At 58.4% G+C, this 21,291-nt stretch carries 24 protein-coding genes; 7 read left to right on the top strand and 17 right to left on the bottom strand.

The window, feature by feature from the left end:
* Positions 1-4: 4 nt before the first annotated feature.
* A complete protein-coding gene (locus DK510_RS11780) occupies positions 5-1,168 on the top strand; it encodes a lytic murein transglycosylase (protein ID WP_109312261.1) in 1,164 nt (387 codons plus the stop codon).
* Positions 1,169-1,220: 52 nt separating this feature from the next.
* Here DK510_RS11780 and DK510_RS11775 read toward each other — a convergent pair whose 3' ends face one another.
* From DK510_RS11775 to DK510_RS11755, 5 genes are all read right to left on the bottom strand, one after another.
* Positions 1,221-2,018 (bottom strand): class II glutamine amidotransferase, encoded by a 798-nt coding sequence (locus DK510_RS11775; RefSeq protein ID WP_109312260.1) that lies wholly within the window; start codon positions 2,016-2,018, stop codon positions 1,221-1,223.
* Positions 2,019-2,197: 179 nt separating this feature from the next.
* Entirely contained in the window at positions 2,198-2,548 is a 351-nt protein-coding gene (locus DK510_RS11770; RefSeq protein ID WP_109312259.1) for a hypothetical protein, read from the bottom strand.
* A gap of 54 nt (positions 2,549-2,602) precedes the next feature.
* Positions 2,603-6,058: a chromosome segregation SMC family protein gene (locus tag DK510_RS11765; protein WP_109312258.1), complete on the bottom strand. Its 3,456-nt coding sequence runs from the start codon at positions 6,056-6,058 to the stop codon at positions 2,603-2,605.
* Positions 6,059-6,197: 139 nt separating this feature from the next.
* Positions 6,198-6,593 (bottom strand): hypothetical protein, encoded by a 396-nt coding sequence (locus DK510_RS11760; protein WP_109312257.1) that lies wholly within the window; start codon positions 6,591-6,593, stop codon positions 6,198-6,200.
* Positions 6,594-6,638: 45 nt separating this feature from the next.
* A complete protein-coding gene (locus DK510_RS11755) occupies positions 6,639-7,838 on the bottom strand; it encodes a PLP-dependent aminotransferase family protein (RefSeq protein WP_109312256.1) in 1,200 nt (399 codons plus the stop codon).
* A gap of 155 nt (positions 7,839-7,993) precedes the next feature.
* Between DK510_RS11755 and DK510_RS11750 the strand changes: the two genes are divergently transcribed.
* A complete protein-coding gene (locus tag DK510_RS11750) occupies positions 7,994-8,761 on the top strand; it encodes a FadR/GntR family transcriptional regulator (RefSeq protein WP_109312255.1) in 768 nt (255 codons plus the stop codon).
* Positions 8,762-8,768: 7 nt separating this feature from the next.
* Here the strand turns inward: DK510_RS11750 and DK510_RS11745 are convergent, their stop codons facing one another.
* The 7 genes from DK510_RS11745 to DK510_RS11715 all read right to left on the bottom strand — a co-directional run bounded on the left by DK510_RS11745 (position 8,769) and on the right by DK510_RS11715 (position 13,753).
* Entirely contained in the window at positions 8,769-10,022 is a 1,254-nt protein-coding gene (locus tag DK510_RS11745) for a glycosyltransferase (protein ID WP_109312254.1), read from the bottom strand.
* 93 nt (positions 10,023-10,115) lie between these two features.
* Positions 10,116-11,051 (bottom strand): sugar transferase, encoded by a 936-nt coding sequence (locus tag DK510_RS11740; protein ID WP_109312253.1) that lies wholly within the window; start codon positions 11,049-11,051, stop codon positions 10,116-10,118.
* A 131-nt stretch (positions 11,052-11,182) separates the two neighbouring features.
* Positions 11,183-11,743 carry a F0F1 ATP synthase subunit B gene (locus DK510_RS11735; protein WP_109312252.1) on the bottom strand — a complete coding sequence of 187 codons (561 nt, stop codon included), beginning with the start codon at positions 11,741-11,743 and terminating at the stop codon, positions 11,183-11,185.
* A 5-nt stretch (positions 11,744-11,748) separates the two neighbouring features.
* Positions 11,749-12,300, bottom strand: coding sequence for a F0F1 ATP synthase subunit B' (locus DK510_RS11730; RefSeq protein ID WP_058278974.1), 552 nt, complete (start codon positions 12,298-12,300; stop codon positions 11,749-11,751).
* A gap of 86 nt (positions 12,301-12,386) precedes the next feature.
* Positions 12,387-12,611, bottom strand: coding sequence for a F0F1 ATP synthase subunit C (locus DK510_RS11725; RefSeq protein ID WP_005981269.1), 225 nt, complete (start codon positions 12,609-12,611; stop codon positions 12,387-12,389).
* Between the two features lie 48 nt (positions 12,612-12,659).
* On the bottom strand, positions 12,660-13,418 hold the full coding sequence (locus tag DK510_RS11720) for a F0F1 ATP synthase subunit A (RefSeq protein WP_058278975.1): 759 nt from the start codon (positions 13,416-13,418) through the stop codon (positions 12,660-12,662).
* Positions 13,419-13,420: 2 nt separating this feature from the next.
* The gene (locus tag DK510_RS11715) at positions 13,421-13,753 is read right to left on the bottom strand and encodes an AtpZ/AtpI family protein (protein WP_109312304.1); all 333 of its coding nucleotides are present in this window, start codon (positions 13,751-13,753) and stop codon (positions 13,421-13,423) included.
* A 231-nt stretch (positions 13,754-13,984) separates the two neighbouring features.
* Here DK510_RS11715 and DK510_RS11710 point away from each other — a divergent pair, with 231 nt between their 5' ends.
* Positions 13,985-14,320 (top strand): helix-turn-helix transcriptional regulator, encoded by a 336-nt coding sequence (locus DK510_RS11710; protein WP_058273314.1) that lies wholly within the window; start codon positions 13,985-13,987, stop codon positions 14,318-14,320.
* A 2-nt stretch (positions 14,321-14,322) separates the two neighbouring features.
* On the opposite strand, the gene DK510_RS11705 is transcribed toward DK510_RS11710, so the two are convergent.
* From DK510_RS11705 to DK510_RS11690, 4 genes are all read right to left on the bottom strand, one after another.
* Positions 14,323-14,736 carry a universal stress protein gene (locus DK510_RS11705; RefSeq protein WP_058273315.1) on the bottom strand — a complete coding sequence of 138 codons (414 nt, stop codon included), beginning with the start codon at positions 14,734-14,736 and terminating at the stop codon, positions 14,323-14,325.
* Between the two features lie 106 nt (positions 14,737-14,842).
* Positions 14,843-15,121: a hypothetical protein gene (locus tag DK510_RS11700; RefSeq protein ID WP_058278977.1), complete on the bottom strand. Its 279-nt coding sequence runs from the start codon at positions 15,119-15,121 to the stop codon at positions 14,843-14,845.
* A 62-nt stretch (positions 15,122-15,183) separates the two neighbouring features.
* Entirely contained in the window at positions 15,184-16,098 is a 915-nt protein-coding gene (locus tag DK510_RS11695; protein WP_109312251.1) for a DMT family transporter, read from the bottom strand.
* Positions 16,095-16,973, bottom strand: a complete 879-nt coding sequence (locus tag DK510_RS11690) for a LysR family transcriptional regulator (RefSeq protein ID WP_109312250.1) — start codon at positions 16,971-16,973, stop codon at positions 16,095-16,097. The genes DK510_RS11695 and DK510_RS11690 overlap by 4 nt, the downstream gene beginning before the upstream one ends.
* Positions 16,974-17,091: 118 nt before the next feature.
* On the opposite strand from DK510_RS11690, the gene DK510_RS11685 reads away from it, so the two are divergent.
* Positions 17,092-17,673 carry an FMN-dependent NADH-azoreductase gene (locus DK510_RS11685; RefSeq protein WP_058279048.1) on the top strand — a complete coding sequence of 194 codons (582 nt, stop codon included), beginning with the start codon at positions 17,092-17,094 and terminating at the stop codon, positions 17,671-17,673.
* A 71-nt stretch (positions 17,674-17,744) separates the two neighbouring features.
* Positions 17,745-18,485 carry an aspartate/glutamate racemase family protein gene (locus tag DK510_RS11680; protein WP_109312249.1) on the top strand — a complete coding sequence of 247 codons (741 nt, stop codon included), beginning with the start codon at positions 17,745-17,747 and terminating at the stop codon, positions 18,483-18,485.
* Here the strand turns inward: DK510_RS11680 and DK510_RS11675 are convergent, their stop codons facing one another.
* Entirely contained in the window at positions 18,486-19,016 is a 531-nt protein-coding gene (locus DK510_RS11675; protein ID WP_109312303.1) for a prolyl-tRNA synthetase associated domain-containing protein, read from the bottom strand.
* Positions 19,017-19,104: 88 nt separating this feature from the next.
* Between DK510_RS11675 and DK510_RS11670 the strand changes: the two genes are divergently transcribed.
* Both DK510_RS11670 and ffh read left to right on the top strand, forming a co-directional pair.
* On the top strand, positions 19,105-19,623 hold the full coding sequence (locus DK510_RS11670; RefSeq protein WP_109312248.1) for a hypothetical protein: 519 nt from the start codon (positions 19,105-19,107) through the stop codon (positions 19,621-19,623).
* A gap of 161 nt (positions 19,624-19,784) precedes the next feature.
* Positions 19,785-21,290 carry a signal recognition particle protein gene (gene ffh, locus DK510_RS11665; protein ID WP_109312247.1) on the top strand — a complete coding sequence of 502 codons (1,506 nt, stop codon included), beginning with the start codon at positions 19,785-19,787 and terminating at the stop codon, positions 21,288-21,290.
* The last annotated feature ends 1 nt before the right edge of the window (position 21,291 follow it).

Raw genomic sequence — 21,291 nt, 5'->3', positions numbered from 1 at the left:
TAAAATGCGTTTACTCTCGGGCATCATTGCCGCCACCCTGCTCGCCTCTCCCGCCCTGGCCCAATGTGGCGGCGGGTTCAATTCCTTTGTGAAGGGTCTGAAGGCCGAGGCCGTTCAGCAAGGGTTCGATAAATCCACCGTGAACAGCTTTTTCAAAGGTGTTCAGCAGGACAGCGCGGTTCTAAAGGCGGATCGGGCGCAAGGCGTATTCCAAATACCGTTCATCGATTTTTCACGCCGTCTGATTTCGCAAAACCGGATTGATCGCGGCAAATCCATGTCTCGCAAATACGATGCGGTGTTTGACCGGATTGAGCGGGAATATGGCGTGTCGCGCGGTGTACTGCTGGCGTTCTGGGCGTTCGAGACCGACTATGGCGCGGTACAAGGTGACTTCAACACCCGCAACGCTCTGGTCACTCTGGCGCATGACTGCCGCCGACCTGAGTTGTTCCGACCACAGGTTTTTGCAGCCATCGAGCTCTACAGCCAAGGGGATTTCGACCCCAACCGCACGACCGGAGCCTGGGCAGGCGAGATCGGTATGGTGCAGATGTTGCCCCGCGACATTCTGGAAAATGGCGTGGACGGGGATGGCGACGGCAAGGTCTCGCTAAAAACCTCAGCCCCGGATGCGCTGATGTCGGGCGGCAAGATGCTGTCGCATCTGGGCTGGCGTCCGGGTGAGCCCTGGCTGCAGGAGGTAACTGTTCCCGCCCAGATGGACTGGTCCCTGTCCGGCCCCGGCAAGTCGCGGTCCGTATCCGAATGGCAGGCGATGGGCGTTCAAGCGCGCAGCGGATCTCTGGCCAATCTGCCCGCGTCGCTGATCCTGCCACAGGGTCGCAACGGCCCCGCATTCTTGGCCTACCCAAACTTTGACGTCTATTTCGAATGGAACCAGAGCTTTGTTTATGTCCTGACCGCTGCCTATTTCGGTACGCGGTTGGAGGGCGGCCAAATCTATGACGCAGGTTCCCCGCCACAAGGCCTGTCGGGCGCGCAGATGAAGCAATTGCAGACCAAGCTTCAAGCGCGTGGGCATAATGTGGGCAAGATCGATGGTATTCTGGGTGCCGGCACGCGGGCTGCCGTTCAGGCCGAACAGGCACGGCTGGGGTTGCCCGCGGATGCGTGGCCAACAGCTGATTTGCTCAATCAGTTATGAGCCCCGATGCGTCCCGCACAGACGGGACGCATCCGGACGCAACACCACAGAGTTATGCAACCTCGGCGCGGTGATGCGGCGCTTTTGGTTCAAACGCGTGTGAAGTCAACGCCCCTCCCCGCGTTTCAATCGCCGTATTGGCAGGGATTTCAGTCCATTCGCCGCTATTCGCGTCCAACGGTTCGGACGAAATAATGAACCCATCCTTACACGCCTTGTAGTGGAGGCTTGGGGCAAAGCGGTCCGAGGCATATCGGGCGGCAAAAAGGCGATCGCCGTCCGACCAACAAGCGGCAAAGCGAAGATATGGCATCGTACCTCGGCGTCGTGACAGATCTTCGACACGTTGGACTGCCCGCTCCATGGCGCCGATCGGATCGATATCCAGACCTTCGCCATGGGCAATCAGGAAAATCGCTTCGCTTTCGGTTGCGCCAAGCCGGTGGCTGTAGAGGTCAGGTGGTATCATCCCGTCCAACTCCTGCCGGATACGGTCATGCCCTCCGGCCTGCCCATTATGCATAAAACTCCATTTTCCAACGCCAAACGGGTGGCAGTTGTTCCGCGAAGTTGCAGTACCCGTTGATGCCCGCACATGGGCCAGAAAGAGATGCGACCGGGTGTGATGCGTAAGCTGTTTCAGGTTGGCATCCGACCAGGCGGGGTTAGTGTCCTTGTAAAAACAAGGCGTCTCACGTTCGGAATGCCAGGCAAGGCCAAATCCATCTGCGTTGATCGGCGTCTTTCCGATCAGAGCATTTCGGCTCTGAATGACAAGCGATTGCTCTTGGTTCAGAACCAATTCATCTAGATAACGCTTTGCGCCTGCCCAAGCCAGAAATCGGCACATCTGTTAGCCCCATTGAGTATGAATTTTTTCAGAGCATACCACCGGCTCAGATAAGAAACTCACCATTCTTCGCGGGCATTCGGTTTTATTTCGATCAAATGACAACGAAAAACGCGAATTTTAAATCAGCTAATGCCGTACTTGGATCCAATGCCTGATCGTCGAGGCGGCAACCAAACTCATTCAGGCCGGACCGGGTATCGGTCGCCTTTCTCGTCAATCAAAACTAGGCGCTTACCGCTGCGTACATAGAGATCGCAGCGGCTGAACCCGTTACGATACGTGATGCAGACACTGCCGTCGTCGGCAATGGAATATGTCCCAAACGCGGAATCCCCGCTGGCGTAGGTAAAGGAATAAGCCCCACCAGCCGAAAACTTGGACTGTCCGTCGTCATAGAAGGTCAGCGTTCGCCCCGCGAGGGCGTCCAGCTCGGCAGATGAAAGCGGGACATCTCCGGGTTTTGTTGGCCATTCCGCCGCCACAACCGGGCTGGCAGCCAACAAGGCAAAGATCAGATATCGGGTCATGCTGCCACCTTAACCCGCCACGCGGCGATTGAGGCATAACGTTGCAGTGAACGATCAGGCGACCATCTGTTCGGCCTTTTTCAGATCGACCGAAACCAGCTGGCTGACGCCCTGTTCCTGCATGGTCACGCCAAACAGCCGGTCCATCCGCGCCATGGTCACCGCATGGTGGGTGATGATCAGGAAGCGAGTATCCGTCTGGCGGCACATTTCGTCCAGCAGGTCGCAGAAACGGGTGACGTTGGCGTCATCCAGTGGCGCGTCGACCTCATCCAGCACACAGATCGGCGCGGGGTTGGCGAGGAAGACGCCAAAGATCAGCGCGGTCGCCGTCAAGGTCTGCTCGCCGCCCGAAAGCAGGCTAAGGGTGGATAGCTTCTTGCCCGGTGGCTGGCACATGATTTCCAGCCCGGCATCCAGCGGATCGTCGCTTTCGACCATGACCAGATTCGCCTCACCGCCACCGAACAGGTGCTTAAACAGCATGGCAAAGTTCGAATTCACCTGCTCAAACGCGGTCAAAAGACGCTCACGGCCTTCCCGGTTAAGGCTGGCAATCCCACTGCGCAGGGCCTTGATCGCTTCTTCCAGATCAGCCTTTTCGGTGTTCAGCGTATCGAACTCTTCCTGAACTTCCTTGGCGTCTTCTTCGGCCCGCAGGTTCACCGCACCCATCGCGTCTCGCTGGCGCTTGTGGCGGTTTACTTCGGCCTCCAGCGCGTCGGCTGCAGGCATCTGGTCAGGGTTCACATCCAGTTGGTTCAGCAACTGGTTCGGCGTCAACTGCTGATCTTCAGCGATCCGCTCAGCAGCTGCCACGACGCTTTCTTTGGCTGCGTCACAGCGCGCCTCAGCCGCTGCACGGGATTCGCGGGCTTCAGACGCCAAACGTTCAGCTTCTCGCTCGGCCAGCACGACTTCGCGCTGCTGCGTCTCAGCCTCGGCAAGCTTGTCGGCGGCCTCGGCACGCCGGGCCTCGGCTGTCTCGATCAACTCGTTCAGTTCTTCGCGGGCTTCGGCGATCTCACTCGGGGCAGCCATCGCCTCAGACAGTTCTTCCTCAGAGCTTTCCTTGCGTTCGACCAATTCCGCGATACGTTTTTCTGCTGAATCCAACCGGTGCCGCCAGCCACTGAGGTCCTTGGTCACTTCCTGGGCCCGCCGGGTTCGTGCCTCGCCTTCACGGCGCAGCTCATCATGGGATGAGCGATGGGTCAGCATGGTGATCCGCGCGGCCTCAACCGTCTGTTTGATATCCTCGACCTGCGCGCGCGCGCTGTCGACGTCACCCAGGCCGGCCAGAGTGCCTTCGGCCTCGCGCAGTTGCGCGCGGGCAGACATGGCATCATCCTTGTGTCTGTCAACGGCAAGGGTAAGCGTTTCCAACCTGCCCTGCGCCAGATTGCGGTCAGCCTCGGCCCGGCTCAGCCCGCGCGCGGATTCTGCCATCCGCTGGTCGGCGGCGCGTCGAGCTTCGCGTGCGCGGCGGTCTGCCTCGGTGACATCCGCCAGTTGCTGCGACAGCGCCTCATGTGCCGCGCGGGCACCATCAGCCTGCGCTTCGGCGCGGGTAAGCTCCTGTTTCAGCGCTTCAAGCTTGTTGAGCTGCTCCAACCGCAAGGCTGCAGCGCTTGGCGCATCTTCGGCCCATGCCCGGAACCCGTCCCAACGCCACAAGTCACCTGAACGGGACACCAGACGCTGCCCCGGCTTTAATGAGGCTTGCAGCCGCGCGCCCTGATCCGCATCAACCAATCCGATCTGAGCGATCCGGCGGCTCAGACGGTCTGGGCCCGAGACATGCAACGCCAATGGTTCTGCCCCATCGGGCAGGGGCTGATCTGCATCGTAGCCTGACACCTGCACCCAGCCGGATGGTCCATCGGCATCGACCAACGGTGTACGCAGGTCGTCAGCCAGTGCCGCCCCCAGCGCCTTTTCATAGCCGGGCTCGACCCGCAGCAGATCCAAGACCTGCCCGCCTTCGGCCGTATCCCGTTCGACCAGCTTGGCCAAGGCGGATGTCTCGGCACGGATTGCGCCCAGTTCACCCTCGGCCTCAGACCGCTGGGCGCGCGCTTCGGCTTCTCTCGCTTGCGTTTCATTGCGCAGTTCGTCCGCTGCGGCCAGCGCTTCGTCGGCGGCCTCAGCGGCCTCGCGCGCTTCTTCCTCACCCTCTTGCGCTTCCTCAAACGCTTCGCTGGCGCGGGTCAAAGCATTGCGGGCTTCGTCTACCGCAGCACGGGCTTTCTCTTCTTCGCCTTCGGACCGGGTCAGCGTCTTGCGGCTGTCTTCGACCAAACGCTGAGCCGACTGGTGACGCGCCACAAGACGCGCCACATCTTCGGTTTCCTGCGACAGGTGATCTTCTCGATCTTGCAGCACGGATGCGGATTCGCGCGCGATCTCGGCGGCCTCAGCCACTTTGTCGTCATGCCCATCTGCCGCTTTGGCCAGTTCGCGCGCTTCCCATTCCAGACGCTCAATCATCTGGCCCGCGTCCCGGTTCAGGCCGGTTTCGCGTTCGATATCGTTGGCCAATTGCTGAATTCGGTTGGTCAGCGTCTCGATCGTCTGACGCGCGCGGGTTTCCTGATCAACCAGTTGGTCGCGCTGTACCTGCTGTCGTTGCAAGACGGCGGCGGCGATTGCCTCTTCCTCGCGCAGAGGCGGCAGAATTTCCTCGATTTCAGACCGCTTGGCGCTGGCGGCGCGGGCTTCGGCCTCCGCGCGCGAGGCTTCGGTGATCCGCTCGCGCAAGACGTCTTCGCCCTGTTGGCGGGCCATGTCAGCCTCTTTCCAGCGGCGATAGAGCAGCATGCCTTCAGCCTGCCGTAGTTGCTCCCCAATCTCACGGTATCGCGCGGCCTGACGCGCCTGCCGCGCAAGCTGCGCCAATTGGGTGCCAAGCTGTTCGAGAACGTCATCCACACGGGTCAGGTTGGATTCGGTGCCCTTCAGCTTTAGCTCCGCCTCGTGGCGGCGCTGATAAAGGCCCGAGATACCGGCTGCCTCTTCCAAAATGCGGCGACGCGCGCGGGGCTTGGCGTTGATCAGCTCGGCAATGCGGTTCTGCCCCACCAGTGCAGGTGAATGCGCGCCGGTCGAGGCATCGGCAAACAACATCTGTACATCGCGCGCCCGAACATCTTTGCCGTTGGTCTTGTAAGCGCTGCCGACATCGCGGGTGATGCGGCGAACAATTTCCAACTGATCGCTGTCATTGAACCCCGAAGGCGCCAAACGCTCCGAGTTATCCATCGTCAGGACAACTTCGGCAAAATTGCGGGCCGGACGCGTTGCGGCCCCGGCAAAGATCACATCCTCCATCGCGCCACCGCGCATGGATTTGGGGCGGTTTTCACCCATTACCCAACGCAACGCTTCCAGAAGATTGGACTTGCCGCAGCCATTTGGGCCCACCACACCGGTCAACCCATCCGCGATAATCAGATCGGTCGGGTCAACAAAGCTTTTGAAGCCGGTGAGTTTGAGTTTGCTGAAACGCAAAAGCCGCTCGTCCCATGATTCCTATATCTGGAAGTCTGCGCAACCCATTGGGGGTGAGTCAACGGAGTAACGCAGGATATGGGATTTCACGCCAAGTTATCCACAATATCTTGCCAAAATACGCAAAAAAGCGCGTATCTCAGTAAGGAGCACACTCAAAAACCTGATATCCATAGTCTTCGTAGTAGCCATAGTCGATACATTCATAGGGACCGCGAAGAAGGCTGCCGAAAATCAGCTTTTGCCCAAGTTCCCGGTCACATCCCAGAATGCCCACGGTGACCGCAGCATCGCCCAGAACATCCAACAACGGGCAACCCGACACCTGTGCCATAGCCAGTGCGGCCCGGTCGCGAATGCGGCCAAGGCGCGGAGCATATTGAGAGTTGATGCGTACAGCCTCGGCCAGTTGATCGCGGACCCGCACATCAAATACACTGCCGTTCACCGCCACACGGGTCGCAGGCACATCGCGAAAGTGGGGCGTGCCAGCCGAACAAGCGGCCAGCACTAGGAGGGACAGATACCGGATCATACCCCCAGCATTGCGCCATCAAGGTTAACAAAACCTTTCCGCCGGTCAGGCGCGCAGAACCTCGCCCAATCGGCGAATACCTTCGCGGATCGTATCCTCATCCGAGTTCGAGAAGCTCAACCGGATCGTGTTGGTCCCGCTGCCGTCCGGGAAAAAGGCCCCACCCGGGACAAAGGCGACTTTGACCGTGTCCAGCGCCCGGGCTAGCAGTTCGGCCCCGTTTGTACCGACCGGCAATGTCAACCACACGAACATGCCACCTTCCGGCTTGGTCCACTGCACGCCATCGGGCATATGGTCCTGCAACGCCTGCAACATGGCGTCGCGACGGGCACCGTAGACACGACGCAGCATCGGGATATGCGTGTCGAAACAAACCCGTGCCACCTGGTCAATGGCCATCTGGTTGATGGTTGCCGAATGCAGATCGGCAGCCTGTTTCATCAACACCAATTGAGAAATCACTGGCTTTGCCGCCACGACCCAACCAACCCGCAACCCCGGAGACAAGGTTTTCGAAAAGCTTCCACAATAGATCGTGCGGCAATCCTCAATCGACCCTTTGCACGCCAATTCCAGTGCCAGAACCGGGGGGATGGCATTACCGTCATAACGCAGGGCCTGATAGGCGCCATCCTCGATCACCGCACAGTTCAACTCATCCGCCAGATCCAGCAGCGCTTCCCGCCCCCGCAGATCCACGGTTTCGCCTGTCGGGTTGGCGAAATCGGGCGAGAGATAGGCAAATTTGACCGCGCCTTCGCCCGCTGACGCCGCGTATTCTGCCGCGCCCCGGTTGCCATTGATGCTGAGCCGGTCAAAACGCGGTTCATAGGCATTGAATGCAGCCAATGCGCCCAGGTAGGTCGGCCATCCGACCAGCGCAGTATCGCCCGGCGACAGATAGAGTTTACCCAGATAATCTAGTGCCTGCTGCGAGCCTGATGTGATCAGGATGTTCTCAAGCCCGCATTCCACTCCGATTGAACGCATGTGATCGACGAGCCATTCCCGCAGCGGGACGTAACCTTCGCTGACGGAATATTGCAGCGCCTGGGCCTGCTGGTCCGGCCCTAACGCAGCTTGAAAGGCGGTCGAGAACCCGTCGGCTGGAAACAACGCGGGATCGGGGATGCCGCCTGCAAACGAGATGATCCCCGGCTGATCCAACAGCTTTAACAATTCGCGTATCTCAGACGCTTTCATCCGGGATGCCCGCGTGGCGAACAATTCGTGCGTAGACATGAGTCTCCTCCGCTCTCAGTCACGGTCAGCGTAGAGAGGAACAGCATAAAGTCAACAATGCTGACCTAATATTTTAGACCACGTGACCCCACATTCTTGAACCTCGCCGGCATCCGTGGTCATATCATTTGACCAATTTCCGGAATGACGCCCGCATGCCTTTTCAAAAAGTTCAAACCGAAAAGCTTTCAATCGCAGTGGTTCGCCAGATTGAACTGCTGATCCTGCGCGGCATACTGCGCCCAGGCGAACGTCTGCCCGCCGAACGCGAATTGGCCGAGCGGCTGGGCGTATCCCGGCCGTCCCTACGCGACGCAATCGCAGACCTGCAAGACCAAGGCTTGCTGACAGCCAAGGCAGGGTCCGGCATCTATGTGGCCGAGGTTCTGGGCTCAGCCTTCTCCCCGGCGCTGATCCGGCTGTTCGGCAGCCATGACGAGGCGGTGTTCGATTACCTCTCGTTCCGGCGCGACATGGAAGGGTTGGCTGCCGAGCGCGCGGCCCGGTTGGGCTCGGACAGCGATCTGAAGGTGGTTCAGACGATCTTTGACAAGATGGAAGCCGCCCATATCCGCAACGCGACAGAAGATGAGGCGCAGCTGGACGCGCAATTCCACATGGCGATCATCGAGGCCAGCCATAATGTGGTCATGCTGCATATGATGCGATCAATGTACGATCTGTTGCGGCAGGGCGTGTTCTATAACCGCCAGATGATGTTCCAGCAGCAAACGACACGCGAGGCTATCCTGGACCAGCACCGCGCCATCAACACGGCGCTTCAGGCACGCGACCCTGCCGCTGCCCGTGCCGCTGTCGACATGCACTTAACCTATGTCGAACAATGCCTTTGGGACGGGAAGAAGGCCGAACGCAACGAAGACATCGCCAAACAAAAATTGATGCACGAGGCCGAAGATTAGGCGGGTGTCAACACTCTGATGTTGCGCCAAATCCATACTCAGTGCTATCAGCGATCTCTTCATAGAGCGCCTGATATTGGCCAGCGACCACAGCCTCTGCAAAGCTGTCCACGGCATGTTGCCGGGCAGTACCTGACATGGCCAACCCGGTTTCATTGTGGCGGTTCTGCAGGATCGAGATAACACCTCGCGCGAGGTCTTCTGCCTCGAATGGGCGCGCCAAATACCCCAGGCTTTGATTTGGAACCAGATCCGACAACCCACTGGTTTTGAAACCTGCGACCGGAACGCCACAGCACATGGCCTCGACACCTGTATATCCCAGCACTTCGCGCCGGGATGGCAATACAAAGACATCTGCAGCCGAATAAATGCGCTTCAGCACCCGGTTGTCGCTAATCCGCCCCATGAAATGGATCGGATAAGGAAATTCGGCATCGATCTTGTCGCTACCAAATACAACTGCCTGAACATCAGGAACGGCGGATTGCACCCGTCGCATAGCCTCGACGAGGTGGGCAAAGCCTTTGTTGGGATCCTGAGTCGCTTGGACGGCACCAAACAATACCAGCGGAGCGTCCTGAGGCAGTGACAGATCAGCGCGCGCCTGGGCTTTTTCGAAAGGTGCCCAGAAATCGGTATCGATTGCGTTGGGGATCACGGTGACAGGCCAATCCCGCATCAACGCACTTTGCCGAACACAGTCAGCCAGCCAATTGCTGGGGCAAACGACCTGAAAAGGTTTTTTCCAATGCGCGGCTTTTCTTTTCCAGACCCAGCGGTTCAGGTCAAACCCACTGAATTCGGATGACACGTAACCGTCACGCCACCTGTCCAGCTCGCTCACATGTTCAGCCCCGGAGAACGGCCACATGTCATGAAACGTCCAGACCACCGGATGTTTCACCGCCCCGATCTCGGCAATCGAAATCATGTCGGAATTCACCCAATGCAAATTTAATATTTGCGACGGTTGGCTGTTCAGATACGCGGCCAGACCCGACCTTGCCAGACCAAGAGACGCCAACCCGTTGACCTGAGTTCTTGCATATTTCTTTCGCAGAAGACGTGCGTATTCACGCTGGCAAAGCCGCTTTAGTGTTTTCCGCGGCGCGAATTTTGTGATCCGATCCTCGTCCGGGCCATCGACGACGGTCATGTGCGAATTCGCCCCTTTGGACAGCAAGGCAAGATGCAGCCTGCGGGCAGCGATGGCGGCACCTCCGCCAGAATAGCTATGGCTAATATGGTTTACGCGCATTGGAACGAATTCCGTGAAGATGACCGACGTCCAATCGTCAGAGCCTTTGTATTATCGTCGCCAACTGACATCCCCATTTTCAAATGACGCCAATCAACCAAGAAGTTTAGCCCCCAGCCTTCTGATCTTGCGTCTTAAACGGGTCAAACGATCCGGTCTATAGCTGAAATGCGCCCGCAGCGCCTCGAGCGCGACTTTGTCTTCGGTGACATCGTCGGGAAGTGGCAGGTCAAAGTCATGGCAGAGATCTTTTGGCTTAACCTCGTCCACTGGTCCGCAATGGGTACCAGACCCGTCCAGGCCGATATTCTTGGCAAAAGACCTGCAAGGCGACAGACAAAGGCCATCCTGCCTGAAAATCGTTGCGTACCAGAAAATCGCCCAGGTCCGAATGTCACCGCGCAAATTGCCTTGTACCTGACCCCATAAATCCTCGGCCCCGCTCAGGTTGAACCGATGAATGTCATCATCGGAAAACTGCTGAACCAGTTTTTTCGGGTCGCGTTCGAAATGCTGCCAACGGTCGGCCCAGCTGGCCCACCCCCAACAGCTCATGAAGCGCCAGAAAACCGCGCCACGCCGATCCAACAAGGGAGGAAGGTCTTCGTTGAACCCTGCGATATGCCAGACCCGCGGGTCATCTTGGTATCGATCCAGCGCGCGGTTCATGTAGGTGAGAAACGCGGGCGAGGTCACAATGTCATCTTCTACAACAATCGCCCTGCCATAAGATTGCATCGTTCCGGTAACGCCTTCCTGAATCGATTGGGCCAACCCGGCGTTAGCATCACGTGCGCGCAATGTAAGAGTGGCAAAGCCAGTCTGCGCTTCAATCACCTTTCGGGTTTCCGCAACCGGGATAACATCATCTGCCGAACGCGGCCCATCTAGATAAGCAATTACATCGGTGCGCGCAGCCAAAGGCGACGCAGCAAGCGCCCGCAAGGTCCGCGCAGCGTGATCGGGTCGGTTGAAAGCGAACAGACAGACCGGTGCTGGATCGGCAATCGCAGGTGCTGTGTCAATCATAGCAACTCTCCGTCAGGTTTCGCGCAGGGTATTTCACGCCAAAAACTTCGCCAAGAGCAGTTCCCTAAGAAAAGAAACCCGAAAGCGATCAGCCTTCGGGTCACTCTTTGTCGAAACGGCGTTGGAAGCTATCAATGCAGCTTGTCACCAACATCCGCGATGGCCGCGTCGATCAGCTTGTTCGCCTGTGCCGCGGTCATTTGCTTGGCCAGAACCGCGTTGGCAGCCGATACCGCAACGGTGATGGCCTGATCGCGGACTTCCTTGACAGCTGACGCCTCAGCCGAAGCGATCTGGTCCTGAGCTGCTGCCAGACGGCGGGCGATGGATTTCTCCAAATCGACCTTTGCCTGTTCTGCCGCCAGAATAGCGTCTTCCTTGGCTGCAGCCACGATGGCATCCGCTTGAGTCTGCACTTCACGCTGCTTGCGCTCGTACGAGGCCAACAGGCTGCGTGCCTCTTCATGCAGGGCGCGGGCTTCGTCCAGTTCGGACTTGATGCCGTCGGCGCGATTGTCCAGCGCGCCACCAATCATGCCCGGAACCTTGAAATAGAACAGGACCGCGATGAAAACGATGAAGCCCAGAAGGACCACAAAGTCGGTATTGCCAAGCGAGAAGAACGGGCCGCTTGCAGCCAGCGCGGGGCTGGCGGCGCCGACGGTCAGGATAAGGGCAAGAGTATTCCGCATGTCACTTATCCTTTCGTCTGCGCGTCAATTGCACTGTCGATGGCTTTGGCATCTGCCTCGCCGCCCAGTGCTGTGACCAGTTCAGCTGCCGTATCCTTGGCAACCACTTGAATGCTTTCCAGCGCGCCGGCACGAATATCGGCAATTGCCTTTTCCGATTCAGCCGCCTTTGCAGCGATTTCCAAGTCTGCCTTGGCAATCGCGTCATCCAGACCAGACTGAATTTCAGCGCGGGCTTCCGCTGCGATACGCTGTGCCTCAGAACGGGCATCGGCCAGCGCCTTGTTATAGGCCTCTTCAGCCTCGACCGCTTTGGCCTTCAGATCTTCGGCCGCAGCCAGGTCATTTGTAATGGTCCCCTGACGTTCCGCCAGGATTGCCGCGATGCGGGGCAAGGCCACGCGAGACAGGACCAGAAAGATGACGACCAGCGTGATGACCAGCCAGAAAATCTGGTTGGGAAACCAATCGAAGCAGAGCTGCGGCATACCGATGGCCGAGCCGTAGGCGTCGACGCAGGTGCCAGCTACTTCTTTGGCAAGGGGTTCAGTCGCCATGATGTCCTCCGTCGGAACGTTGTCTTTACAACAGGTGGGCCGCTATGGCTTGGGCCCACCTGCGCGTAAGGATCAGGTTCCGCAGATTAGACGGCGAACATCAGCAGCAGCGAGACCAGGAATGCGAAGATCCCCAGGGCTTCTGCGAATGCGATACCGATGAACAGGGTTGCGGTCTGCGAAGCAGCCGCCGAAGGGTTGCGCAGGGCGCCGGCCAGGAAGTTGCCTGCAACGTTGCCCACCCCGATTGCGGCTGCGCCGGAACCGATTGCTGCCAGGCCTGCGCCGATGTGTGCGAGATCGCCTTCCATGATGTTTCTCCTTACGAATTGGAAGTTTCGATGTTTGGGTATCGGACCTTAGTGCGAAGGATGCAGCGCATCTTTCAGGTAAACACAGGTCAGAATGGTGAATACGTAGGCCTGAATAAAGGACACGAGGACCTCGAGGCCGTACATTGCGGTGATCGCCAGAACGGACACCGGTGAGATCACGGCAATCGCGGCAAAGCCTGCGAAAACCTTGATAACCGCGTGGCCTGCCATGACGTTACCGGCAAGACGAATAGAGTGGCTGACCGGACGCACGAAGTACGAGATCAGCTCAATGATCGCCAGGACAGGGCGCAGTGCCAGCGGTGCGCTGGACACCCAGAACAGACCCAGGAAGCTTGCGCCGTTCTTGACGAAACCCAGAACGGTTACGGTCAGGAACACAGCCAGCGCCAGCGGGATGGTCACGGCGAAATGCGATGTGGTGGTGAAAGACATGGGCAACATGCCCAGGAAGTTCGCGCAGACGATGAACATGAACAGGGTCATGACATAGGGGAAGTACTTCACGCCTTCCTTGCCGCAAATGTCTTCCAGCATCTTGTAGATGAAGCCATAGGCCAACTCAGCAACAGACTGCATCCGGGTCGGAACAATGGCGCGTTTCGAGGTACTGAGAACCAGCAGGGCAAAGATCGCCGCAATAGCCAGAAACAACCACAGAGTCACGTTGGTCGGCGTGTACCACGCAATCGCACCGTCACCGAAAAGCGGCTTAACGATGAACTGATCCATCGGATGGAAAACCAGGCTGCTGCCTTCTGCTGCGGTGGTCTCAGTTGCCACGTTCAGTCCCTCTCGTCCTTATCGACCGCCTCAGCAGCCGCTTGTTTCTCCTGAACCTCTTTCGCGCTGCGGAGCATAACCTTCACGCCCGCGACAAGGCCCAGCAATGTGAACAGCACCAGAAAGATCGGGATTGTCCCGAGCAGGCTGTCCAGCCCGTATCCGATGCCAAATCCGATCCCAAGACCGGAAACCATTTCGATGACCATCCTCCAGGCAAGCTCGCCTCCGGACACGTCAGCATCCGCACGAGGTTTTGGCGCTTTGGCCTTTTTCGCCGCTGTGATCTTGGCCTCCAGCTGCGCCATACGCTGCTTTTGGTCATCATCGGTCACGGGCAATTCCCTCGCACAGTCTTGGATAGGGTGCTAAGGGGCGCAAGGCACAGAGTCAACGGTGTTAAATGTCCGACTTGCCGTAGGTTAAGTAATTGAATTTATGCACCTTATTCATGCAATTGAAGCACCATTAAAATGTCCCGATCCATCGGCGCGCGTAAAAACCACTCAATTCGTATATTCAACCAAATGGTTGACCAAAACCGGGCGCTGTGATTGAGCGATAGCATGTCCAATGACCTCGATACCGTTTTCGCGGCCCTCGCCGACCCGACCCGCCGCGCCATCCTTGCGATGCTGCTTGAGGATGACATGGCCGTCACCGACGTCGCCGACCCGTTCGAGATGTCGCTGGCCGCGATCTCGAAACATCTGATCATCCTGACCAAAGCCGGGTTGATCAGCCAGGAAAAGCGCGGGCGGGTGAAGTGGTGTAAGCTGGAACCGGATGCGCTGCGCGCGGCATCCGTCTGGATGCAGGGGTTCGGTCAGTTCGAACCGGTCAATCTGGATGCGTTTGAACGATTTCTGGAAGTCGAACTACCAGCAACAGACGATCCCTAGACCTATCTGACGACAAACACCGATACTTTGGCATGCTTGGCCAGATATCCGGCATGGCTGGAAAAGATGTGGTCCGTGATGCGCGGTGCGTGCGTCCCAACGACGATTAGGTCGGCCCCAATCTCTTCAGCGGCGCGCGTCAGGTCACCGTCGACCTCTGCAGCTACATCAACCGAGTGGATGTTGCGCGCGGAAACCTCGGAGCCGCTCTGCTCGGTAAGTTGATCCACAATGGCTTGCAACTCGGTGCTAATCTCCGCGTCTGAATGCGTGACGTCGCCCGGCTGGGTTCCGGTCACGCTGACGATCGTGATCCGGGCGTTTTGCCATCTCGCCATTTGCGCCGCGACATCCAGAGCTTTGCGAATTTCCGGCGGCAGGTGAATATCAACCGGGATCATAATGTGACTAAACATGGCATCTTCCTCCTGCCGCCGATGTTAGCGGGCTCAGGAATAGAGCACTTTGATCTGTCTCATGTAGATGACTCCGACCATTTCATTCGGTTTGGCCGGTTCCCAGCTAGCCTTCCTGACTATACTCGACGCCGATGATCACACCCGTTGCATCCGCAAGACACAACCACGGTGCCTGAGCGCCAGTGACCTCAATTGTTGTGATTGTTCCAGTCGGCACGGACTCGGTCGAAACCGCGTTGACGTCAGCGGCCTGAACACCTGTTTCAGCCGACACGAGTGCCTCACAACTGCCTTGAAGGTCGGTCTCCGACGACCCCTGCCCCCCTCCTTGCGTACAGGCGGATAACATCGCACCGACGACAAATAGAATAGCTTGCTTCATCATTCCCTCCGGGATGGTTCATCAGACCCGAGGGTTGTTGGATTACGGCCAAATGGCAAGGGTCATTCCGAGACCGGCGCAGTGTCTTTCGCAGGTTGCTCTTCGCTTTTGAGCAGCAGAACAAGCGCGATCGCGGTTAAAACGACGCCGACCAGCACCATGACGGTTGGCGCAGGGCGCCCAATTGCGATTTCCCACAAGATCACCCAGCTGGGGATCAGATAAGTGTAGGCCATGACCTTGGCCGACGGCAGGCGTAGCGCTGCAAACTGGACCAGAACGAAACTGGAGGCCGTTGCGAAGATAGAAAGATACAGCAGACTGACCCAGACGATCAGCGGCAGGTTCGCCCAATCGGTTGCACGGATGTCTGACCAGCCGACCACCGTCAGGATCACGCAGCCAGCAACCAGTGTTCCAAATGTAAAGACTACTGCGGGCTCACCCCGGTTCAGTTTGCGCACCATCGGCGTGTAGATTGCATGCGCCATGCAGCCCCAGAAAAAGATGATCTCTCCGCCGCCGATCTCGAAGGCGCGAAAGGACTGCCAATCGGCGCGAAAGATAACCCATAAAGCACCGGTTGCCCCCACCGTCAGGGCAAAAGCCATACGCGGAGTGGTGATCTGGCGCAGCAGAACCCATCCGGCTACCGCAGACATGACCGGCGTCAGGGTGAATACCGCAGATGTGCTGACCGGGTCGGCGGTTTTCAAGCCGTAAAACATAAGAACAAAGTAAGTGGCGAACAGCCCGCCCAAAACGGCGTATCGCCACTGCGCTTGCGCAGCGCTGCGCGACAAACCGGTGGTGGCTAACGCGGCAATGCCGATGATGACGGCCGCAATCAGAAACCGCCCGGCTGTAATCGCCAACGGCGCAATCTGGTTGGCAACAATAGACCCCAACGAGAAACTACCCGCCACCAGCAGAGTGAATGTGATCATTGCCAAATGACCACGCCCCTGCGGTGTCACGAGAGCCAACCTTTGGATTCTTCCTTAAGGAACGATAGGAATGCCTGCACTTTGGTCGTGCGATGCAGGTCGACATGGGTCACCAGCCAAAGTTTGCCGAACCATTCGGGCAACGGCTCAATAACTTCGACCAACTCCGGATCGCGCGATGCCTCCCATCGTGCCATGAAACCGATCCCTGCCCCGGCTAGAACCGCCTCGCGCAAGCAGAAATTGTTGGTACAGCGGAATGCGATGGCCTCGGCCGGGACAGTGGCACGTAACCACTTGGAAAACGGAGCGCGGCTGTTTTCATCGTCCGTGCCGACAAACAAGTGGTCTGCAAATTCGTCAATGCTCGCTGGTTTACCTCGGCGCTCGATATATGACTTGCTGGCAAACAAGCCGACCTCCTGTTCGATAAACGGCTGCACAACATTGTCGGGTTGGTCCGGGGCGGCCCCCGCCCGGATGGCCACATGTGCCTCGCCGTATTCCAGGCGGAACAGGCGGTCCCCGGTGAGGTAGCGCACAATCAGACCCGGGTGCATGGACTGGAATTCGGACAGGGCCGGAACGACCAAGGGCGCCAGCGAGGCCAGAGACGTCACAACCAATTCGCCCGACACATCATCGCCACGCCCTTTCATTCGGCCCACTAACTGATTGAACTGATCTTCGGTGGCCTGAGCCACGCGCAGAAGGTCCTCTCCGGCATCGGTTGGGGTATAGCCACGCGCGTGGCGCTGAAAAAGTTTGACGCCCAGCCGCGCCTCGATCGCGTCGATATGGCGGATCACGGTGGCATGGTGCACGCCCAAGATTTCGGCCGCGCCGCTGACAGTGCCCATCCGAGCGACCTGATAGGCGGTTTTGACTTCGTCCCAATTATCCATGCTCAAGCCCACTGTGCAAATTCCAACAATACCTGTTGGTATATCCGCGTTTCGTTCGCTGACGCAACACTCATATTGGAACCGGAAACAGTTACCCCGCCAAAAAGGAAACCCTGACATGACCAAGACCATCCTGCATATCGACGCCTCGGCCCGCCGTACCGGATCCGCCACCCGCGACCTTTCCGGCCAGATTATCGGGCATCTTGGCGCCGGGCGCATCATCCGCCGCGATCTTGCCAGCCCCCTGCCCCTGCTTACCGAAGACTGGATCAACGCCAACTTCACCCCCGCCGATCAGCGTGACGAGGTTCAACGTGATCTGCTGGCCCTGTCCGACGAGTTGGTAAGCGAGCTGCAAAACGCCGACACCATTGTTATCGGGCTGCCGATCTACAATTTCTCGGTGCCTGCGGCCTTCAAGGCCTGGATTGACCTTGTCGCCCGCGTGGGTCTGACCTTTGCCTATTCGGAAACCGGCCCCAAAGGCCTGCTGGAAGGTAAGCGCGCCGTGCTGGCAATCGCGTCCGGCGGCACCGAGGTAGGGTCCGAGATCGACTTTGCCACCAACTATGCCAAGCACGTTCTAGGATTCATCGGTATCCACGACGTCGACGTGATTGCGGCTGACAAGATGGCGCTGGATGCGGACGCCGCGTTGGCGAACGCCCAAAAAGCGGTAACTCAACTCGCCGCCTGACCCACCTCTGGCCTTTGTCTTGTGAAACGTCCAGTCTGCCTTAAGCGAGATTTGCAGACTGGGCGTTCATCATGAAGAAAATCGGCATTCTGGGCGGTGTGGGCTGGGCCTCGACCGTGGATTACTACCGAGCGATCGCAGAAGGGGCCAGCAGGCACTTTGCCAATCGCGGCCACGGCTCGCCCTTGCCGATCCCGCCTATGACAATCGAATCCGTTACGCAGGCCAAAACCCGCGCCCTGCGGGGAACCGCCGGGGACGAGGCCAGTTGGTCCGGGTTCGACGCGGTGTTTCGCGAGGCATTGCTGAAGCTTGAAAACGCGGGCTGCGACTTTGGCATCATCGCCTCGAACACTCCGCACGCGCGACTGCATGCGATCCGGCAAGGTATCACCATGCCCATTCTCAGCATTTTCGATGCAACCGCTGAGGCCACAGCATCTGCCAGGGCGTCCACAGCCCTGGTTCTGGGAACGACAGTGACCATGCAGGCCAGCAATTATTCAGACCGATTGGCCGCCGAAGGGATCACTGCAAATGATCGCCTGCCCGAAACGGAAATTGCCGAGATGCAGGCGATGATCGACAGTGACTTCTACGGCGGCGCATCAGCCACGGCGCGCGCTCGTTTACTAACTTTCTGCGACAAGCACGCAAAACCTGGAACTGCGATCTTGCTGGCGTGTACCGAACTGCCGCTGGCCTTTCCCGACCACCTGGATGACCCTGTTTTTGAAGCTGACGGCCACCTGTTCGTCAATCCGTCCGCCGTCCATGTCGCCGCAGCCCTCGAAGAGGCGCTGAACGACTGATCACGGCAGCCAGGTGACTGCGCATCCGACCTGATCGAAGAATGCCATCAGGTCATCGCGCGTCATGGCGACGGTCCGATCGTTTACCAGAGGATGCATATAGATGATGTCCGTCGTTTGCGCGGTGGCGTCCATGAAGAACCGCACATCGTTTTGCACACCGTTTATCATGGCCAACGGGCTCACTGCTCCAGGGCGGATGCCAAGGTTTTGAAACAGCCGGTCCGCCGATCCGAAGGACAGATTACCGATCCCTAGCTCTGTGCCCAGCGCCTTGAGGTCAATCTCGCGGCTTTGTTCGAGCGTCACCAGATAGTTCCGCTTTTTCTTGTCGCGCAGGTACAGGTTCTTGAGGCGCAGGGAGTTTTCGCCCGGTACCAGGAATTGCTCTTCAACGCCTTTGGCATCCTCAACCGTGCGCAGGGGGATATGCGTGTGCAGACGATAGCTCAGCCCCCAGTCATCCAACCGCTGCAACAGCGCGTCTGAACTGATCGGCAACGTGTCCTGAAAAGCGGATGATGCGTCCATGGGAACCTCCTGTTGGATGCGCTCATCGCGCAACACGAGGATGAATTCAAGCCACGACAGTGCCAAAATTCAGTGTTAGCGTGCCGCCATGAAAGTGACGCGCAACACCCCGAACCAACTGATCCTGACCAACACGCCGTGGTTCATCGGCATCACGTTGGTGCTCTTTGTACTCTGTTTTGTTGGGGCTGGTTTATTCATGGTCAGCGACGGTGGCGAGGGCATATTGTTCGGCATCTTCTTTGCTCTGTTCGGTGGCGGGTTGGGTTTTGGCGCATTCTGCGTCTTTGTGCGCCGCGTACAGGTCATAATTGACCGCAGCAGCAATAGCATCTTGATCCGTCGCCAATCGATCTTTGGATATGACGCTGTAGAACATGAGTTGTCGAACCTGTCCCATGCTGAGGTGGAAACGACCACCTCGACCCGCGACAGGACCACGTCCAAGATGCATCGGCCCGTTCTGATCCTTGAAAAAGGCATGAGTGCTGGTCGTCACCCGATCGTCGAAGCCTATGTCAGCGGGCGCGGCGCAAAGCGGATGGTTGATGCGGTCAACAGCTGGCTACCCGCGCGAGAGGTTGACTCGGACAGCCAATCGGCCTAAGTCGCCGTCAAACATCCGGAAGCGTCTGATCTTCCGGTCCCTTGAGTCGTTCAGGGATCGCCCCCCACCAGCGTGTCACGCCCGTGGGGGCAATTGTGCATTTAACCGGCGCTTCCTACCTAGGAACTGCCATCAGATAACCGGCTAAGGAGGCCGAAGGCATGTTTGAAAATCTATCCGAACGCCTCTCTGGCGTCTTTGACCGGCTGACCAAACAGGGTGCCCTGTCCGAAGAGGACGTCAAAACTGCCCTGCGCGAAGTGCGCGTGGCCTTACTTGAGGCTGACGTCTCGCTGCCGGTTGCACGTGAATTCGTCAAGAAAGTGCAGGATCAGGCCACCGGTCAGGCGGTGACCAAGTCGATCACGCCCGGACAGCAGGTCGTCAAGATCGTGCACGACGCGATGGTTGACACACTGCGCGGCGAAGAAGATCCAGGTGCGCTGAAAATCGATAACCCGCCTGCTCCGATCCTGATGGTCGGCCTGCAGGGCTCAGGTAAAACGACCACGACCGGCAAGCTGGCCAAACGCCTGAAAGAGAAAGAGGGCAAGAAGGTCCTTATGGCCTCGCTCGACGTCTATCGCCCGGCGGCGATGGATCAGCTGGCCGTTCTCGGTACGCAGGTCGGCGTCGATACCCTGCCGATCGTTCCTGGCCAAAAACCCGTCGACATCGCCAAACGTGCCAAGCAACAGGCAACGTTGGGTGGCTATGACGTCTATATGTTGGATACTGCTGGCCGTCTGCACATTGACGAAGTGCTGATGAACGAGGTCGAGCAGGTTCGTAACGTTGTTGATCCGCGCGAGACCCTGCTGGTGGTCGACGGCCTGACCGGTCAGGTCGCCGTTGAAGTGGCCGAGGAATTCGAAGCCAAGGTCGGCATTTCCGGCGTCGTCCTGACTCGGATGGACGGCGACGGGCGCGGTGGTGCGGCGCTGTCTATGCGTGCGGTTACCGGAAAGCCGATCCGTTTTGTCGGTTTGGGCGAGAAGATGGACGCGCTCGAAACCTTCGAGCCGGACCGGATCGCCGGTCGTATTCTGGGCATGGGCGACATCGTTGCCCTGGTCGAAAAAGCCCAGGAAACGATGGAGATGGAACAGACCGAGCGCATGATGAAGCGCATGGTCAAAGGTCAGTTCAACATGAACGACCTGAAGATGCAGCTGGAGCAGATGATCCAGATGGGCGGCATGCAGGGCATGATGGGCATGATGCCCGGCATGGGCAAGATGGCCAAGCAGGTCGAAGAGGCGGGCATGGACGACAAGGTGCTCAAGCGCCAGATCGCCCTGATCCAGTCCATGACCAAACGCGAGCGTGCCAACCCGCAACTGCTGCAAGCCAGCCGCAAAAAACGGATCGCAGCCGGTTCTGGGATGGAGGTCAGTGACCTCAACAAGCTGCTCAAGATGCACCGGCAGATGTCGGACATGATGAAGAAGATGGGCAAAATGGGCAAAGGCAAGATGCTGAAACAGGCCATGAAAGGCATGTTCGGTAAAGGTGGCCCCAGCCCCGAAGACATGGCCGCAGGCATGGACCCCAAGGCGCTGGAACAGGCGGCCAAAGCGATGGGCGGCAAGATGCCCGGTATGCCTGGAATGGGTGGCGGCATGGCCCTGCCCCCGGGTCTGAGCGGTTTCGGTAAGAAAAAGTGAC

Source organism: Ruegeria sp. AU67 (assembly GCF_900312795.1).
Taxonomy (GTDB): Bacteria; Pseudomonadota; Alphaproteobacteria; order Rhodobacterales; family Rhodobacteraceae; genus Ruegeria; species Ruegeria atlantica.
Note: the sequence above shows the minus strand (reverse complement) of the source record. Positions and strands in the feature narration are given on the sequence as shown.

Excerpts from the sequence above, each read along its gene's own strand:
- DK510_RS11745 (WP_109312254.1), bottom strand. The coding sequence starts at position 10,022 with ATGCGCGTAAACCATATTAGCCATAGCTATTCTGGCGGAGGTGCCGCC.
- DK510_RS11675 (WP_109312303.1), bottom strand. The coding sequence starts at position 19,016 with ATGGACGCATCATCCGCTTTTCAGGACACGTTGCCGATCAGTTCAGAC.
- DK510_RS11780 (WP_109312261.1), top strand. The coding sequence starts at position 5 with ATGCGTTTACTCTCGGGCATCATTGCCGCCACCCTGCTCGCCTCTCCC.
- ffh (WP_109312247.1), top strand. The coding sequence starts at position 19,785 with ATGTTTGAAAATCTATCCGAACGCCTCTCTGGCGTCTTTGACCGGCTG.
- DK510_RS11685 (WP_058279048.1), top strand. The coding sequence starts at position 17,092 with ATGACCAAGACCATCCTGCATATCGACGCCTCGGCCCGCCGTACCGGA.
- DK510_RS11770 (WP_109312259.1), bottom strand. The coding sequence starts at position 2,548 with ATGACCCGATATCTGATCTTTGCCTTGTTGGCTGCCAGCCCGGTTGTG.
- DK510_RS11730 (WP_058278974.1), bottom strand. The coding sequence starts at position 12,300 with ATGGCGACTGAACCCCTTGCCAAAGAAGTAGCTGGCACCTGCGTCGAC.
- DK510_RS11710 (WP_058273314.1), top strand. The coding sequence starts at position 13,985 with ATGTCCAATGACCTCGATACCGTTTTCGCGGCCCTCGCCGACCCGACC.
- DK510_RS11700 (WP_058278977.1), bottom strand. The coding sequence starts at position 15,121 with ATGAAGCAAGCTATTCTATTTGTCGTCGGTGCGATGTTATCCGCCTGT.
- DK510_RS11670 (WP_109312248.1), top strand. The coding sequence starts at position 19,105 with ATGAAAGTGACGCGCAACACCCCGAACCAACTGATCCTGACCAACACG.
- DK510_RS11705 (WP_058273315.1), bottom strand. The coding sequence starts at position 14,736 with ATGTTTAGTCACATTATGATCCCGGTTGATATTCACCTGCCGCCGGAA.
- DK510_RS11755 (WP_109312256.1), bottom strand. The coding sequence starts at position 7,838 with ATGTCTACGCACGAATTGTTCGCCACGCGGGCATCCCGGATGAAAGCG.
- DK510_RS11725 (WP_005981269.1), bottom strand. The coding sequence starts at position 12,611 with ATGGAAGGCGATCTCGCACACATCGGCGCAGGCCTGGCAGCAATCGGT.
- DK510_RS11760 (WP_109312257.1), bottom strand. The coding sequence starts at position 6,593 with ATGATCCGGTATCTGTCCCTCCTAGTGCTGGCCGCTTGTTCGGCTGGC.
- DK510_RS11680 (WP_109312249.1), top strand. The coding sequence starts at position 17,745 with ATGAAGAAAATCGGCATTCTGGGCGGTGTGGGCTGGGCCTCGACCGTG.
- DK510_RS11740 (WP_109312253.1), bottom strand. The coding sequence starts at position 11,051 with ATGATTGACACAGCACCTGCGATTGCCGATCCAGCACCGGTCTGTCTG.
- DK510_RS11750 (WP_109312255.1), top strand. The coding sequence starts at position 7,994 with ATGCCTTTTCAAAAAGTTCAAACCGAAAAGCTTTCAATCGCAGTGGTT.
- DK510_RS11690 (WP_109312250.1), bottom strand. The coding sequence starts at position 16,973 with ATGGATAATTGGGACGAAGTCAAAACCGCCTATCAGGTCGCTCGGATG.
- DK510_RS11775 (WP_109312260.1), bottom strand. The coding sequence starts at position 2,018 with ATGTGCCGATTTCTGGCTTGGGCAGGCGCAAAGCGTTATCTAGATGAA.
- DK510_RS11735 (WP_109312252.1), bottom strand. The coding sequence starts at position 11,743 with ATGCGGAATACTCTTGCCCTTATCCTGACCGTCGGCGCCGCCAGCCCC.